The following is a 15,459-nucleotide window of genomic DNA, read 5'->3' as shown; positions in this document are numbered from 1 at the left end:
TGTCTGCCCCTTACCCTTTCGCTTCTACTTGGTCTTTCTTATAAGTACGAAGTACCCAAATGAATAAACCAATGATGAAGAATGCACTAGGAGGTAAAATCAATAGACCCATAGGTTGATACCAACCGCCATCTTGTACAAGAGGGATGATTTCAACACCAAATAATGTGCCTTTACCAAATAGTTCACGAATAAAGCCAACTGTAAGTAACACTACTGAGTAACCTAAGCCATTACCGATACCATCAAGGAACGACATAACTGGCGGCGACTTCATTGCGTATGCTTCAGCACGACCCATTACGATACAGTTAGTAATGATTAGACCAACGAATACTGACAACTCTTTTGCCGTAGCATAAGAGAAGGCTTGTAATACTTGGTCAACAACGATTACCAGTGACGCAATGATGGTCATTTGCACGATAATACGTACAGATGACGGGATCTGGTTACGAATAATTGAGATAAAGAAGCTTGAAAAAGCCGTTACCAAAGTCAATGCGATTGACATGATTAACGCATTTTTTAAGCTCGACGTTACCGCAAGCGCAGAACAAATACCAAGTACTTGTAGTGCGATTGGGTTATTTGCCAGTACCGGACCAAATAGGACCGACTTCATTTCTTTAGTATCAGCCATTATTTCAACGCTCCTTCACGTACTCTCGCAAGGAAAGGACCAAAGCCGTTTTCGCCAGTCCAAAAGTCAACTGCGTGATCAACACCATTAGACGTTAAAGTTGCACCTGATAAACCATCAATTTGATGATCGTTTTTAGCGCCACTTTTTACAACATCGACAGGTAACTCTTTACCTTCCCATGTTGCAGTCCATTGTGGGTTTTGAATTTCCCCACCTAGACCTGGTGTTTCATTATGCTTGTAGAAGTTAATATCTTTAACCGTTTCGCCATCGCTTTCAAGCGCTAAGAAACCATACATAACACCCCAAAGGCCGTAACCTTGGATTGGTAAAATGATAGCATCTGTAGAACCGTCTGCTTTTTTCGAGATATAAACAGGTGACTCTTTAGTCATACGCTGAATACCAGCGATGTCTTTGATGCCTTCTGCTTTTAATGCAAAGCTAATTTTTTGATCAAATTTGCTTTTCTCGAAGTCAAATGTATTAGGGTCAGTTTCAACAAACTCACCTGTTTCCATATTAACAACGCGCGCTTCGATTTTTGCGTTGAACGTATCAGAGATATTTTCAACTGCATCAATACCCGCTGCAGCTAAGATATTCTTTTGAATATCTTGCGTTTTGTTAGCTTGCTGTAAAGGGCGAAGCTGAACTGAAGCAAACGATACGATGATTGCACACACTAAACATAGTGCAACAACAACGGTAAGCGTTTTGCCGATTGATTCGTTATTACTAGACATTACGTGCCAACCTCCGCTTGATATTAGCTTGCACTACGAAGTGATCAAATAATGGTGCAAATAAGTTAGCAAATAAAATTGCTAGCATCATACCCTCTGGGAATGCAGGGTTAATTACACGGATCATTACAACCATCACACCAATTAGCGCGCCGTATGCGAATTTTGCTTTATCTGTAAATGCCGCAGACACTGGGTCTGTCGCCATAAAGAACATACCAAAAGCAAATCCACCCAATACTAAGTGCCAATGCCAAGGCATTGCAAATGCTGGGTTAGTATCTGAGCCAATTGCATTTAATAAGAATGCTGTAGCAACCATACCCAAGAACACACCTAGCACGATACGCCATGAAGCGATACGTACATAGATTAGGAATAAGCCACCCACTAATAGCGCAAGCGTAGATGTCTCACCTACAGAACCTTGAATGAAACCGTAAAATGCATCCCACCAAAGCGCCATGTTGCTATAATCAAGTGTACCTACAAAAGCTTGACCTAGCATAGTTGCACCAGAGAATGAATCTACTGCTGTCCATACTGTGTCACCTGAAATTTGTGCAGGGTATGCGAAGAATAAAAACGCACGGCCCGCTAAAGCAGGGTTTAAGAAGTTACGGCCAGTACCACCAAAGATTTCTTTCGCGATTACTACACCGAACGTAATACCTAGTGCAACTTGCCACAAAGGGATGGTTGCTGGCAGGATAAGTGCAAATAACACCGATGTTACGAAGAAACCTTCGTTAATTTCGTGTTTACGCACTGAAGCAAAAATCACTTCCCAGAAACCACCTACAGCAAATGTTACTGCGTAGATAGGCAGGAAGAAACATGCCCCGTAAAACATTTTAGCGCCCCAGCCTGATTCAGCGGTTAATGTACCACCAAACATCTGGAACAGACCAACTTGCCATGAGTTTGCTAGTTCAAAACCTTGCGCTAATGCGCCTGCGGCCTGATGACCGATGTTGAACATACCAAAAAACATTGCTGGGAACGTCGCCATCCACACTAAAATCATCATACGTTTTAGGTCGATGTTATCGCGTACGTGTGTCGCGCCTTTATTTACGTGACCAGGGGTATAAAAAATAGTTGCAGCTGCTTCATACAGCGCATAAAACTTTTCATGTTTACCACCAGCTTCAAAATGCGGCTCGATATCTTCTAGAAATTTCTTTAAACCCATCTCTCTAGCCTTCCTTCTCGATCGTAGTCAAGCAATCGCGTAGGATTGAACCATACTCGTATTTACCTGGACAAACGAAGGTACATAACGCTAAATCTTCTTCATCAAGCTCAAGTGCACCTAATGAAATTGCACCATCTAAATCACGGGCAATTAAGTCACGTAATAATAGAGTTGGTAAAATATCTAAAGGCATCACACGCTCATAGTTACCAATTGGTACCATGGCACGTTTTGAACCACCTGTTGACGTTGTCATTTTAAATAAACGACTCGGTGTTAGGTGCGATAAGAAAGTACGTGTTACAGAGAATTTATCTGTGCCTGGTGCAATCCAACCAAACAATTCTTTTTCGCGACCTTCAAGTAATACTGATACTTGAACATGGTAACGACCTAAGAACGCTTGTGGACCTTGTGACGTAGCACCAGCTAAAACAGAACCAGAGATAACGCGGTTATCACCGTCTTCTAATTCACCAGCAACTAAATCATCTAAAGCAGCACCCAGTTGAGTTTTCACTAAACGAGGGTTTTTAACACGAGGGCCTGCAAGAGAAATAACTCGATCAGTCGAGATTTCACCCGTTAGGAATAAGTGACCAAAGGCGATAACGTCTTGGTAACCAATATGCCAAACTTGCTTACTTACAGACACAGGGTCTAAGTGATGGATATGTGTGCCAACAAGGCCAGCCGGATGTACGCCACCAAACTCATGTACTTCTACTTGAGGGATTGATGAACTAGGTACTTGGCTACCTGCTTGTTTACAAACAAATACTTTACCATCAGTCAAACGAGAAACCACAGCTAAGCCCGCTTCAAATGCTTGCACATTCTCAGCAATAATCACTGCAGGATCTGCAGCAAGTGGGTTAGTGTCGATAGCCGTCACAAAGATAGAGCTAGGATTTGCATCCACAGCCGCTACTTTACTGAATGGGCGAGCACGAAGTGCCGTCCATTGACCTGACTGGATAAGTACTTCTTTGGCTTTTTCACGCTCTAAGCTCGAAAGTTGCTCAGCTGAGAAAGAGTCAAAGGTGATTTGCTCACTGCCGTTTACTTCAATAACAACAGATTGCAGCACACGTTTTGCACCACGATTAATTTCTTTTACTGTACCAGCAGCTGGGGCAGTAAATAATACGCCTGGGTTCTTTTTATCTTCAAAAAGTACCTGGCCTTTCTTGACTTGGTCATCCACACGAACATGCATGGTTGGACGCATACCAATAAACTCTTCACCTAGCACAGCTACACGTTTGACGGTAGAACCATCATGAATAACTTGCTGAGGCGCGCCCTCTATGGGTAAGTCCAGACCTTTTTTTATGTTGATCATACGCACTTGCACTACATTAACGGAAAGAAACTGAAAAATCGTACCAACCACGTCGCTATTTCGATGATCTAAGCTAAATTCAAGATATCAAAGAACTACCTGTTTTAATCTCAAAACAAGCAACGCAGTTAAACTCCTCACATATATTGCGCGAATTTTAACATTAATCGTGACTACTATGCGAGTGTAAATATGAAATTTATACGACAAGAGTGGTTATTTAGCTCAATCGCCGCATTTGAATAAAATTCAATATAGACCAAAGTGCTATTGCTCGCGAGGATGGATGGAAATTAAACAAAAATAGTTGCAGATAACTTTAATAATAAATGGCAGGTAATAAAAAAGTCGCCGCAGCGACTTTTTTATTCAACATAAAGAATTAGTCAATCATGTTAGCAATTGGTGCGATTGCATCAACGTCTTGCTCGTAATCAACACTGTCGATACCAAAACCAAATAAACGTAAAAACTCATTGTGGTAACCTACGTAATCCGTTAATTCGTCAATTGTTGCTGTGGTTACACTGTCCCACACAGTTTGAATACGCGCTTGTACGTCATCTTCCAACTCTTTGTAGTTTTGGAATAAATGGCCGCCATCGTCAAAACGCGGTGAATCACCGTATAGGTTTTCAGTAAATAAAGCATGAATTTGCTCAATAGTGCCTTCATACGTGCCATCGGCTTTCATTACTTTGAATAACGCAGAAATATAAAGTGGCATAATAGGAATTGCAGAGCTGGCTTGTGTTACAACCGCATTTAGTGATGACACATAGGCTTCACCATTTAATGCACTAGTCGATTCTTTAATCGCCACGGTTGCACGGTCTAAGTCTTCTTTTGCTTTACCGATTGTCGCGTGACCATAAATTGGCCAGGTTAACTCTTTACCAATATAGGTATAAGCAGTCGTCTTAAAGTTATCAGCAAGGACATCGGCTGCTTTAAGTGCATCAATCCACATTTCCCAATCTTCACCGCCCATTACTTTAATCGTGTTGTCGATGTCTTCTTGGCTTGCCGCTTCCACGGTAATGTCGTCAATTTCACGCTTTGTGGTGTTTAAATTTTTGGTTGTAACAGCGTCACCAATTGGCTTAAGTGTTGATGAGTAAGTTTCACCAGTATTTGGATCAGTACGACGAGGAGATGCCAAGCTGTAAATAATTAAATCTACTTTGCCTAAATCAGCTTTAATGGTATCAATTGCTTTTTGCTTGATTTCGTTAGAAAACGCATCGCCATTGATATTTTTAGACCATAAACCTTCAGCGTCTGCGGCTGCTTGAAATGCTGCAGTGTTATACCAACCCGCAGAACCAGTTTTACGCTCTGTGCCTTCTTTTTCGAAGAAGATACCTAAGGTTTTAGCGCCACCACCAAATGCAGCAGTAATACGCGATGCAAGGCCATAGCCCGTTGAAGCACCGATAACTAGTACATTTTTAGGCGCATTTTTTAATGCACCTTGCTGTTTAACATAGTTAATTTGTTCTTGTACGTGCGCTGCGCAGCCTACTGGGTGGGCGTTAGTACAAATGAAACCGCGAATTTTAGGCTTAATGACCATTGATCATCCTATATCTATCTCAATAAAAATTAGCGCTAGTTTAAAGGCTAATTGTAAAAATACAGGTCTGATGAGTCTGGTATGCTCTCAGACCTGGCCGTTAATCTAATTTAGAGCCGCCTAAACAGCTTGGTGAGTCTGCAACTTGACCGCTTTGCTCACTAAATTCTTCAGGAGTAAAGGTATGAATTGCTAAGGCATGAATATGATTAGCTAACTCATCTTTTAAAATTTCATTAATTTGCCGATGGCGTTGTAATAAGCGCTTACCGCTGAACTCTTCACTGACGACAATCACCTTAAAGTGCGAATCTTCACCACGACTATGCATGTGGCTTTCGTTCACCACATTAAGATGCTTACAAGCTAGCCCATCGGCTAATTTGCTTTCTATTTGTTGCTGCATTGACATTAAAGGCTCACTTTAAAACTGATTTATTGCCTTACTATAACAAGTAAGGCTGTAATTTAGCTAGCTTGGTTTTGGTAAAATATACCTAAACGTCAAACTGATACGAGGATGTAGCAAAGTGGTTTGCTTGGCAATTGCGTGTTGGTAATCTCGTTGGCTGTCAGCATGCATCACTAAACAACTACCACTGTGAAGGAGTAAATCGGTTACTTTATTAGTGGCCTTATGTTTGAGTTTTAACACCCGCTCTGCACCTAAAGAGATGCACACAATAGTTGGCTGAAAGCCGAGTTCAATTTCATCATCACTGTGCCAGCCCATAGTATCATTACCATCACGGTAATAATTTACCAGCAAAGAATTAAAAGGCTGTTGTAAATGCGCCTCTAAGCGTTTGCGTAAAGCTAATAAAATAGTAGGCCAAGGCTCAACCACTAATTTACTGTGAGAGTAACCATATTCAATGTCATTATCACTGATAAAACATTGCAAGCGGGGGATTGGGCCTGTTCGCCCATAAACGGTGGTGTTGGGTTGCTGCCAATTTAAGTTTTGCTGCAGATGATAAAATAAATCGAGGCTTTTTTGTGCGCTCAGCGCCCTTCTTTGATAAGAAAAGCCATTTGGCAACATATGGGGGTTGGCCTTTTGCCGTTGCATGTTAGAATTTACCTATCAATTGATTATCGATCACTAAACTATTATGACCACGCAAGCACAGCTCGGCGATACAACTTTTACACTTGAACGTTTTCCGTTAGATCAAAAAAACCGTAGCTTACAAGCTTGGGACTCAGCAGACGAATACTTAATCGACTATGTTACTGAACATTATCCTGATTGTCGCTCTTTGCTGATCTTAAATGATAGCTTTGGCGCACTGTCTTGTTATTTTAGCAAACGCCAGTTAACGGTTTGTTCAGTCAATGATTCTTATATTAGTCATCAAGCTGCTGCCTATAACTTAGCAGAGAATAAAATTGCCACAACCGCTTTTAGTCAGCTTGATAGTTTATCGGCTTTACCTGAGCAGGTTGATTTAGTTATTTTAAAAGTGCCACGTACATTAGCTTTTTTACAATATCAATTGTCTGAACTGAGCGAAGTACTCACGCCCGGCACCCCTGTTATTGGCGCAGCAAAAACTAAAGATGTGCACAACTCGACCATTAAAGCGTTTGAGCAATTTATTGGCGAAACAAAAACCAGTTTAGCGGTGAAAAAATCGCGCCTGATTATTGGCCACGCAGCAGGTGGATATAAAGCCGCTGATTTCCCAGTAAGCTGGCCGCTTGAAGGCACTAACTTTACCATTAGTAATCATGCCAATGTATTCTCGCGTGATTCACTTGATATTGGTGCGCGGTTCTTTTTTGACTATTTACCACAAACCAATAAAGCAAAAAGTATTGTTGATTTAGGCTGTGGTAATGGCGTAGTTGGGCTAATGACTCTGTCACGCTGCCCTAATGCACAGGTGACATTTGTTGATGAATCGTACATGGCAGTAGAATCTGCACGGCTGACTGTTGAACTTAATATGGAAGACAAGTTTGAGCAATGTACATTTATTGAAAACGATTGTTTAACTGGTTTTGAGCGTGAAAGTGTCGACATGGTGTTATGTAATCCGCCTTTTCACCAAGCGCAAGCGGTTACTGATCACATTGCATGGCAAATGTTTAAGCAAGCCAAAGACACCTTAAAAAATGGTGGCGAATTGCGTATTATCGGCAATCGTCATCTAGACTACCATGACAAACTAAAACGTATGTTTGGCAATTGTGAGTTACTCGGTTCAAATAAAAAGTTTGTAGTATTAAGTGCGACTAAAAATAATGGAATGCTATAACCATGATGAAATACATTTTACCTTGCTGTGCTTTATTATCAGTGTCGGCTTGTAGTAGCCAGCCTAATCAACTGATCTTAAACCCGGTTTATAAAAGTGGCAAGTTAAGCGCTATTAATCAAAGTTTAAGCACCAGTGTGATTGATTTACGTGGAGACCCTGCCACATTAAAATTGATCACCTCAGATAAAACTCAAACCATTGCCAGCCAAGGGCTCACAGAGTCAATTAAAAGTGCGCTTGATAGCGCGCTGAGCCGCAACGGCGCTAGCATTTCAAATTTAGCAACGACTCGCTTTGAAGTGGATATTCATACTTTACAAGCCGTAGTGACTGAAAAAATGGTCTCTCATACCAGCGATGCAAAAATTGAACTCGGTGTCCGGGTTATTCGTAGCAGCAGTAACTTTAGTAAAATTTACCGTGGCAATGCGAGCCTTGAAGGACCGCTTGGTCATGACCGAGCCAAAATTGAAGGTCAACTCAATAAGTTGACTGAGCAGCTAATAACCCGCATGGTATCAGACCCTGAATTACTCGCATTTTTAGAAGGTTAATCATGAAACGTGTATTTTTATTGGCTGCTTTATTACTGCTGAGCCAACCACTTTTAGCGGCAACTGAAGGACGCTTTGTTCAGAAAAACAATATGTTTCCTCGTGTAGAGATCACCACCACGATGGGCAAAATAGTGATAGAAATGGATCGCTCAAAAGCCCCTATTACCGTCAATAACTTTTTAACTTACGTAATGGATGGCAGTTACAAAGGCACTGTTTTTCATCGTGTGGAACGTGATGTAGAAAACGAGCGTGATTTTGTCATTCAAGGTGGTGGTTACGATAGAAACTACGATGGTGTTTATGAAGGCGATCCAATCTTTAATGAAAGTGGCAATGGTTCAAAAAATGATATGTACAGCATTGCTATGGCCTATCAAGACCGCCAACCACACTCAGGAACGCGTCAGTTTTTCTTTAATATGGATGATAACGACCATCTAAACCCTGGTAAAGATTGGGGTTTTGCCGTGTTCGGCATGGTAATGGAAGGCTATGAAACACTTGATAAAATCATGCAAGTTGAAACTGGTTTTAACGAAAAAATTGGTTATGACTTTGTGCCAAAAACCCCTGTTATTATTTTAAATATGGCCGTATTAGAGCCAACTCCATTATAACTATAATGAAGAGAGCGCCTAACTCTCTTTGCCATTGAAGGCGTTATGACTAAAAATTTGTCGATAGCAGAATATTTTTCTTACTTTAAAGATAAACGCCTCATAAATGTGTTTATCTTTGGCATGAGTAGTGGCTTTCCTTGGGTGCTGATTGGCTCTGTTATGTCAGCCTGGCTCAAAGACGAAGGCCTTAGCCGCAGTATGATTGGTTTATTTGGCATTGTTTTTGGCGCGTACAGCATCAACTTTTTATGGTCTCCTTTGGTTGACCGAATCAAACTACCCATTCTTTATCGCTGGCTTGGCCAGCGCCGCAGCTGGATACTGCTTTGCCAGAGCTTTATTTTACTCGGTGTTATTTTATTAGCCGGGCTCGATATTACGGCCCATTTAGGTGTCGCTGCTGCTTTATGCTTACTTATAGCCATTGCCTCTGCCACTCAAGATATCGCTATTGATGCATTTCGTATCGATACCTTAGATGAAAACGAAAGCCATAAAGCCACCGCAGCGGCTGCTATGGCTACTTCTGGTTGGTGGAGCGGTTATGCACTGCTTGGTGCCATCCCGTTTTATATGGCTGATATGCCAAACATTGACTGGCCACAAGTGTATTATTTTTTAGCAATGATCATGTTACTGCTAATGAGTTGTGTATTTTGGGCCAAAGAGCCAGAATCAAATCGTGAGGCGGTACATGCTGAGTTAGAACGCATTTACCAACAAAAGCTAGCTCTGGGTAAGCAGACGCAATTAACTAAAGTGACGGCATGGCTGGCGGTGACTGTACTCGACCCATTTAAAACCTTCTTCGCGCGAAATGGCGTAAAAACAGCACTAGCGCTGCTGGCTTTTATATTTTTATTCAAAATTGGTGAAGCATTTTTAGCCCGTATGTCGATTGTGTTTTATAAAGAAGTCGGCTTTAGCAATACACAAATTGCCAACTACTCAAAGCTGGGAACCGGTTTAATCACCATCGTTTTTGCATTTTTAGGCAGTATTTTTAATCATAAATATGGCATCGTTAAAGGCTTATTTATAAGTGGTGTAGCCATGGCAGCATCCAACTTAATGTTTTCTTGGATTGCACTAGCTGGCCCTCAAGAGCATTTGTATGCGATGGCAATTGTGGTGGATGGGTTTACTCAGGCATGGTCGTTAGTGGCTATGGTAGCGTTTATATCAATGCTTTGCGACAGAGCCTTTAGTGCTACTCATTATGCGTTGCTTGCATCATTGGGGAATTTAGGAAGAACATTGCTATCGAGTTATAGCGGTGTCGTCATTGATGACTGGCTCGGTGGTAATTGGTCGTTATTCTTTATTCTAACCGCTTTGATGGTGTTGCCATCGCTGGTATTTTTATACCTAATTCGACATCGTTTGTATGCTTTAGAAAATAGTTATCACGGTAATAAATAAGTGTTTTTAGGGGAGTATTGGAGGTGTTCGGGATTAAATCACTGATGAAAGCGCTTCCCTGCGCTTACTAAAAAAACTAAATATTAGTCTTCTTTTAATAAGCCTAAACCTTCATACGGGTCGACTTCTAATGCATCGCAATAACGTAAAAATTCAATCACGTCTAAGCGGCGCTCTTGGTTTTCAATTTTACCAATGAATGAATGCGGTGTACCAAGTACTTGAGCAAGGCTACGCATTGTATGACCTTTCTCGTGACGCTTAGTCTTAAGCCATTTGGTTAGTTTTGAGTTTTCTTCAGAAGAAACTGTTTTACCCATCATAAAAAACATCTCCTACTAGATGATTTAAAGTTTAATTAATTTAAGAGTGAAATTTTGCCCGTCTCACTCTTGGATACATTATATACTATTCACACTCATGTGAAATAACTAATTTCAGGCAAGTACCGCTTTCAGGTAATTGCTATTGTAGGCTATTAACTTTATTGTAAAACAAACATTAAAGTTAATAGTCTAGTATTAGTTCCTCTTTAATGTAACAAATAATTTATTGAAATGAACCCTTTTTACGATAAATTATTTTTAACTTTAAAATTAAATAGTTATGCTAATAAACTGTATAATCATCACGAAAGAGAGATGTCTATGTTCCGATTACTGTTCCTTATGCCAGTTATTCTTTGCTTAATTTGGTACTTTTTTCTTAAGCACAACAAGGTACCTATTAAACAAGGTAAGAAAGGCTTTATATACATTTTAATCTTTTCGACACTAGTGTTAGGCTTTTTTATTCTAATGATGCAAGTCACTCACAGGGTGTGAGTGACTAAAAATAAGCCAACATTAGGCTCTGCGACGTTCGCGTAGCATCAGTAAGCAAGGTGTTAGCACTAAAGTTAGTATGGTGGCAAAGGTCAAACCACCCGCAACAGCGGTCGCTAATTGCACCCACCACTGCGTTGACGGTGCACCAAAATCAATTGTGCGATTAAATAAATCAATATTGATCTGTAGCACCATGGGCATTAGGCCTAAAATAGTTGTCACTGTAGTTAATAATACCGGGCGTAATCTCTGTGCGCCGGTTCTTAAAATGGCATCTTTTGCAGCAAGCCCTTGTGCTCTTAACACGTTGTAAGTATCAATTAGTACAATGTTATTATTAACCACGATGCCAGCCAACGAAATCACCCCAATGCCTGACATAACAATACCAAACGGTTGCTGTAATACGAGTAAGCCTAAGAATACGCCAACAGTCGAAAACACCACAGCGCTCAAAATCAAAAAGGCCTGATAAAAACTATTAAATTGCGTAACTAAAATAATCCCCATCACAAACAGCGCAACCAAAAAGGCATTTTTCAAAAACGCCTCAGATTCATCTTGATCTTCGGTTTCGCCACGGACTTTGATTTTAACTCTGGGATCTAAACCTTGTTCTTTCAGTTGTGCTTGTAGACGTGGTAACGCTTTAGCCAATTGTTCACCTACTTTCATATCGGCATTGATAGTCACCACCCGGTGGGCATCAACACGGCGAATAGTATCCACTTTTGGCGCAGCATGGCGCTCAACAAAATAGCTAATAGGCACTTGCCCATGAATAGTTTTAACCCGTAACGTTTCAAGACGACCTAAGTCACGCTTATCGTGCGGAAAGCGCACTCGAATGTCTATCTCATCGTCAACATCATCAGGACGGTACTCACCTAACTTTAAGCCATTGGTAATTAACTGCACATTAGCACCGAGCATAGCCGCATCAGCGCCATATCGGGCAGCATCTGCTCGATTGAGTTTTAACTGCCATTCAATCCCAGGCTTTGACGCTGTATCGTCTACATTTCGAAAGGCGCCATCGTTTTCGATAGCTTGGCGGATCACTTTAGCTTGTTGATTTAATACCTCAGGAAATTTTGAGCTCAACTCAATACTCAGCGCCTTACCACCCCCGGGACCGTTTTCATCCTTACGCATTTCAATCTCAACGCCTGCAAAGCTTGCGGTGATCTCATTTACTTTGGTGATGATATCTTCAGCAGGCGGACGTTCATGCCAATCTTTTAAATTTAATCGAAATGAGCCGATTTGATCTTGCCCACCGGTGCGCGCATACAAGGTTTTAATACCTTCGACGGCTAAAATACGGGTTTCGATTTCTTTCATGACCACATCTTTTTCATAAATAGACAGATCACTATACGAACGTACTTTAATGTTCACCCCGTTTGGCTCAACATCTGGGAAAAACTCAACTCCTAACTTTGCTACCGCAAACCCCACAAACACTAAAATAGAGAACACCACAGCCGCAAGCAAGGTCCACCATGGCTTATCAAGTGCGCGATTTAGTAGTCGCACATAACGTCCAGCAAAACCTTGAAGCTGCGTTAAATCACCTGATTCAGCGATCACCAGATCTTGCTTTTGTTGCGCCGTTAACGGCCTAATTTTGCCGATCAAGCCACCGATCGTGGGCACAAAAACCAATGCCATCAATAATGATGCCGATAATGTCGCGATTAAAGTAATTGGCAAGTATTTCATAAACTCACCCATCATTCCCGGCCAAAATATTAGCGGCGCGAACGCGGCAAGTGTCGTCGCTGTTGATGCTATAATTGGCCACGCCATCCGCTCGGCAGCTATTTTATAAGCTTGCTTGCGTGTCTTACCTTCGCTCATTGCTCTATCAGCGAACTCAGTAACAACTATCGCGCCATCCACCAGCATGCCAACCGCCATGATCAGCGCAAATAACACCACGATATTAACGGTTAAACCGAACAAGGAAATCACCAAAATACCGGTTAAAAATGAACCGGGTATCGCCACTCCCACTAAAAATGCAGTACGCGCTCCGAGCACAGCAACAATGACAATGACTACCAGTAACACTGCTGATAACACGTTGTTTTGTAAGTCTGAAAGCATCATTTCCACGTCTTTTGACATATCACCGGTGTAATCAACTCGGATATGCTCTGGCCAGATTTTTTGTGCTTGGCTAACCACCTCTTTCACTTGCGCTACGGTGTCTATAATATTTTCACCTGCACGTTTTTTGACTTCAAGAGATACCGCTTGGCGGCCATTAATACGCGCTATTGAGCTTGGATCTTTATAAGCACGGCGTATTTTAGCCACATCCATAAAGCGTACAACTCTATCACCCACCACTTTTACAGGTTGTTCCATTACATCTTGGATGGTTTCAAATACAGAAGGAATTTTTACAGCAAATCGCCCTTTGCCAGTATCTAATGTACCTGCAGCGACTAAACGGTTGTTATTAGACAGTAATTGAATGATGTCACTGGGCTCAAGTCCGTATGAAATCATCGCCAATGGATCGACTTCAATTTCAACCATGTCTTCTCGGTCACCACCAACATCAACTTCCAATACACTCGAAATACTTTCAAGTTCGTCTTTTAAATTACGGGCAAGGGTTAATAAGCCTCGCTCAGGCGCGTCACCTGAGAGGGTTAAAGTAATGGTGGGTTGCTCATCTTCCATGAGAATTTCATGTACTTCAGGCTCTTCTGACTCTGACGGTAATTTAGCTTTTGCAAGACTTACTCTGTCGCGTACATCAGCCAGCGCTTCTTTTGGATCCATGCCCGCCATGAATTCAAGTGTAACTGAGGCGTGGCCTTCACTGGCCACCGCCGTCATTTCTTTTACCCCTTCGATAGAACGTAGTTCAATCTCCATGGGCCTTACCAGTAACCGCTCAGCATCTTCAGGTGAAATACCATCATGAATGATTGATACATAAATGAACGGGATGGTGACATCAGGATTCGCTTCTTTGGGAATATTTTGGTACGTCACCCAGCCAGATATCAATAATAGAATGAAAATCAGCAGTACGGTACGCGTGTGGTTAAGCGAGGCTTCAATTAAGTTTTTCATGCCCTACTCGCCCGCGGTCGTATCAGCTTCGACAAACACGGGCTCAACAATATCACCCGCTCTGACAAAGCCTTGCCCTAACGTGATCACATTTGCTGTTTCACCCAACCCCCACAGCCAAACTCCTTCTGCGGTTGATTTAGCCAAACTAACATTGATAAATTCTACGCGATTCTCGGAGTTAATCACCTTAACACCGATATTGCCTTCGCTATCAAGTGCCATGTAGGCAGGACTTAATAGCATGGCAGGCGCTGAGTCTAGCGAGATATCAAGCTGTGTAGAGTAACCTGCTTTGTATTTCATTTCAGGGTTGGCAAAAGCCGCTTCAATACGAAATGTATTGGTACTGTCATCGGCGACAGAGGCGATATAACGCACTTTCCCTGGGTATGTTTTATCATTTAAAACATGGGCGTGCACAGCTTGACCAACTTGCAAACCAGTGATTTCTTTTTGTGTCGCATCGGCACGCACAACTAAAGGATCTAAATCGACTAATTCCAAAATTGGATCACCAATAGCAACATAGTCACCAAGTTGCACGACTCGTTTATTAATAATGCCGCTAAACGGCGCACGAATTTCGGTGCGTTCTAATTGCAATTCAAGCCCAGCTAAACGCGCTTTACCTTGTGCTAGCAAAGCTTCGCTGCGCATAGTTTGTACACGGTCTTGCAGGCCTTGATTTCGAAGTGAAAGAGCACCTTCATACTCAGCCGTATATTGCTTTAATAATGCCGTGGCAGAACCTAGCTGCGCAACTAAATCCGATTTATCCAACTCTAGTATCAAGGCACCTTGCTCAACAAACTGCCCTTCTTCCACATAAATTTTGTCTACTTCACCGGCTTGACGCGCACTAACTCGTGCTAATTTATCTGGCTCTGATTTGCCATAAAACGACAAGGTCTTTTTTATCTCTTGCGCAACTAACTTCACCACTTGCACTTTCGCTACTTTCTCATTATTACTTTGTTGCTGTTCATCACTGGCATGACTTGAACCGGATCCCATCCAGATACAAATAGCAACAACTAGGATTATGGCGAGAATATAGGGTTTTTCTTCTAATTGTTGGGCAAGCTTTTTCAACACAAAGTTTCCTTTTTAGCTATCAATAATAAGTGCGCAAGATGATGGTATGAATAATAGA

The 15,459-nt window shown here is 41.7% G+C and carries 14 protein-coding genes; 4 read left to right on the top strand and 10 right to left on the bottom strand.

The window, feature by feature from the left end:
• Window positions 1-10 precede the first annotated feature (10 nt).
• The 7 genes from V7783_RS04385 to V7783_RS04355 all read right to left on the bottom strand — a co-directional run bounded on the left by V7783_RS04385 (window position 11) and on the right by V7783_RS04355 (window position 6,583).
• Window positions 11-643, bottom strand: coding sequence for an NADH:ubiquinone reductase (Na(+)-transporting) subunit D (locus V7783_RS04385; RefSeq protein WP_064665615.1), 633 nt, complete (start codon window positions 641-643; stop codon window positions 11-13).
• Window positions 643-1,392, bottom strand: coding sequence for a Na(+)-translocating NADH-quinone reductase subunit C (locus V7783_RS04380; RefSeq protein WP_335677658.1), 750 nt, complete (start codon window positions 1,390-1,392; stop codon window positions 643-645). Before V7783_RS04380 ends, V7783_RS04385 begins: the two co-directional genes overlap by 1 nt.
• Entirely contained in the window at window positions 1,385-2,587 is a 1,203-nt protein-coding gene (locus V7783_RS04375; protein ID WP_335677657.1) for an NADH:ubiquinone reductase (Na(+)-transporting) subunit B, read from the bottom strand. The genes V7783_RS04380 and V7783_RS04375 overlap by 8 nt, the downstream gene beginning before the upstream one ends.
• Window positions 2,588-2,591: 4 nt before the next feature.
• Window positions 2,592-3,935: a Na(+)-translocating NADH-quinone reductase subunit A gene (locus V7783_RS04370; protein ID WP_335677656.1), complete on the bottom strand. Its 1,344-nt coding sequence runs from the start codon at window positions 3,933-3,935 to the stop codon at window positions 2,592-2,594.
• Window positions 3,936-4,317: 382 nt separating this feature from the next.
• The gene (fabV, locus tag V7783_RS04365; RefSeq protein ID WP_335677655.1) at window positions 4,318-5,511 is read right to left on the bottom strand and encodes an enoyl-ACP reductase FabV; all 1,194 of its coding nucleotides are present in this window, start codon (window positions 5,509-5,511) and stop codon (window positions 4,318-4,320) included.
• A gap of 100 nt (window positions 5,512-5,611) precedes the next feature.
• Window positions 5,612-5,923, bottom strand: a complete 312-nt coding sequence (locus tag V7783_RS04360; protein WP_064665610.1) for a BolA family protein — start codon at window positions 5,921-5,923, stop codon at window positions 5,612-5,614.
• Window positions 5,924-5,983: 60 nt separating this feature from the next.
• Complete coding sequence (locus V7783_RS04355) at window positions 5,984-6,583, bottom strand: alpha-ketoglutarate-dependent dioxygenase AlkB family protein (protein WP_335677654.1); 600 nt, start codon at window positions 6,581-6,583, stop codon at window positions 5,984-5,986.
• A 43-nt stretch (window positions 6,584-6,626) separates the two neighbouring features.
• Between V7783_RS04355 and V7783_RS04350 the strand changes: the two genes are divergently transcribed.
• From V7783_RS04350 to V7783_RS04335, 4 genes are read left to right on the top strand one after another with little or no spacing between them, the layout of a single operon-like run.
• Window positions 6,627-7,775, top strand: a complete 1,149-nt coding sequence (locus V7783_RS04350; protein WP_335677653.1) for a methyltransferase — start codon at window positions 6,627-6,629, stop codon at window positions 7,773-7,775.
• A gap of 2 nt (window positions 7,776-7,777) precedes the next feature.
• Window positions 7,778-8,332, top strand: coding sequence for a YajG family lipoprotein (locus V7783_RS04345; RefSeq protein WP_193330413.1), 555 nt, complete (start codon window positions 7,778-7,780; stop codon window positions 8,330-8,332).
• A 2-nt stretch (window positions 8,333-8,334) separates the two neighbouring features.
• Window positions 8,335-8,955, top strand: a complete 621-nt coding sequence (locus V7783_RS04340; RefSeq protein WP_335677652.1) for a peptidylprolyl isomerase — start codon at window positions 8,335-8,337, stop codon at window positions 8,953-8,955.
• Window positions 8,956-9,000: 45 nt separating this feature from the next.
• A complete protein-coding gene (locus tag V7783_RS04335; RefSeq protein ID WP_335677651.1) occupies window positions 9,001-10,380 on the top strand; it encodes an AmpG family muropeptide MFS transporter in 1,380 nt (459 codons plus the stop codon).
• A gap of 83 nt (window positions 10,381-10,463) precedes the next feature.
• Here the strand turns inward: V7783_RS04335 and V7783_RS04330 are convergent, their stop codons facing one another.
• From V7783_RS04330 to V7783_RS04320, 3 genes are all read right to left on the bottom strand, one after another.
• Window positions 10,464-10,703 (bottom strand): helix-turn-helix domain-containing protein, encoded by a 240-nt coding sequence (locus tag V7783_RS04330; protein ID WP_016708680.1) that lies wholly within the window; start codon window positions 10,701-10,703, stop codon window positions 10,464-10,466.
• A 522-nt stretch (window positions 10,704-11,225) separates the two neighbouring features.
• Window positions 11,226-14,303: an efflux RND transporter permease subunit gene (locus tag V7783_RS04325; RefSeq protein WP_335677650.1), complete on the bottom strand. Its 3,078-nt coding sequence runs from the start codon at window positions 14,301-14,303 to the stop codon at window positions 11,226-11,228.
• A gap of 3 nt (window positions 14,304-14,306) precedes the next feature.
• Window positions 14,307-15,401 (bottom strand): efflux RND transporter periplasmic adaptor subunit, encoded by a 1,095-nt coding sequence (locus V7783_RS04320; RefSeq protein WP_335677649.1) that lies wholly within the window; start codon window positions 15,399-15,401, stop codon window positions 14,307-14,309.
• Window positions 15,402-15,459 lie beyond the last annotated feature (58 nt).

This window comes from Pseudoalteromonas sp., assembly GCF_036960685.1.
GTDB lineage: Bacteria > Pseudomonadota > Gammaproteobacteria > Enterobacterales > Alteromonadaceae > Pseudoalteromonas.
Note: the sequence above shows the minus strand (reverse complement) of the source record. Positions and strands in the feature narration are given on the sequence as shown.

Coding starts and splice junctions, on each gene's coding strand:
- V7783_RS04330 (WP_016708680.1), bottom strand. CDS start 10,703: ATGATGGGTAAAACAGTTTCTTCTGAAGAAAACTCAAAACTAACCAAA.
- V7783_RS04370 (WP_335677656.1), bottom strand. CDS start 3,935: ATGATCAACATAAAAAAAGGTCTGGACTTACCCATAGAGGGCGCGCCT.
- V7783_RS04325 (WP_335677650.1), bottom strand. CDS start 14,303: ATGAAAAACTTAATTGAAGCCTCGCTTAACCACACGCGTACCGTACTG.
- V7783_RS04380 (WP_335677658.1), bottom strand. CDS start 1,392: ATGTCTAGTAATAACGAATCAATCGGCAAAACGCTTACCGTTGTTGTT.
- V7783_RS04340 (WP_335677652.1), top strand. CDS start 8,335: ATGAAACGTGTATTTTTATTGGCTGCTTTATTACTGCTGAGCCAACCA.
- V7783_RS04350 (WP_335677653.1), top strand. CDS start 6,627: ATGACCACGCAAGCACAGCTCGGCGATACAACTTTTACACTTGAACGT.
- V7783_RS04355 (WP_335677654.1), bottom strand. CDS start 6,583: ATGCAACGGCAAAAGGCCAACCCCCATATGTTGCCAAATGGCTTTTCT.
- V7783_RS04385 (WP_064665615.1), bottom strand. CDS start 643: ATGGCTGATACTAAAGAAATGAAGTCGGTCCTATTTGGTCCGGTACTG.
- V7783_RS04345 (WP_193330413.1), top strand. CDS start 7,778: ATGATGAAATACATTTTACCTTGCTGTGCTTTATTATCAGTGTCGGCT.
- fabV (WP_335677655.1), bottom strand. CDS start 5,511: ATGGTCATTAAGCCTAAAATTCGCGGTTTCATTTGTACTAACGCCCAC.
- V7783_RS04360 (WP_064665610.1), bottom strand. CDS start 5,923: ATGTCAATGCAGCAACAAATAGAAAGCAAATTAGCCGATGGGCTAGCT.
- V7783_RS04335 (WP_335677651.1), top strand. CDS start 9,001: ATGACTAAAAATTTGTCGATAGCAGAATATTTTTCTTACTTTAAAGAT.
- V7783_RS04375 (WP_335677657.1), bottom strand. CDS start 2,587: ATGGGTTTAAAGAAATTTCTAGAAGATATCGAGCCGCATTTTGAAGCT.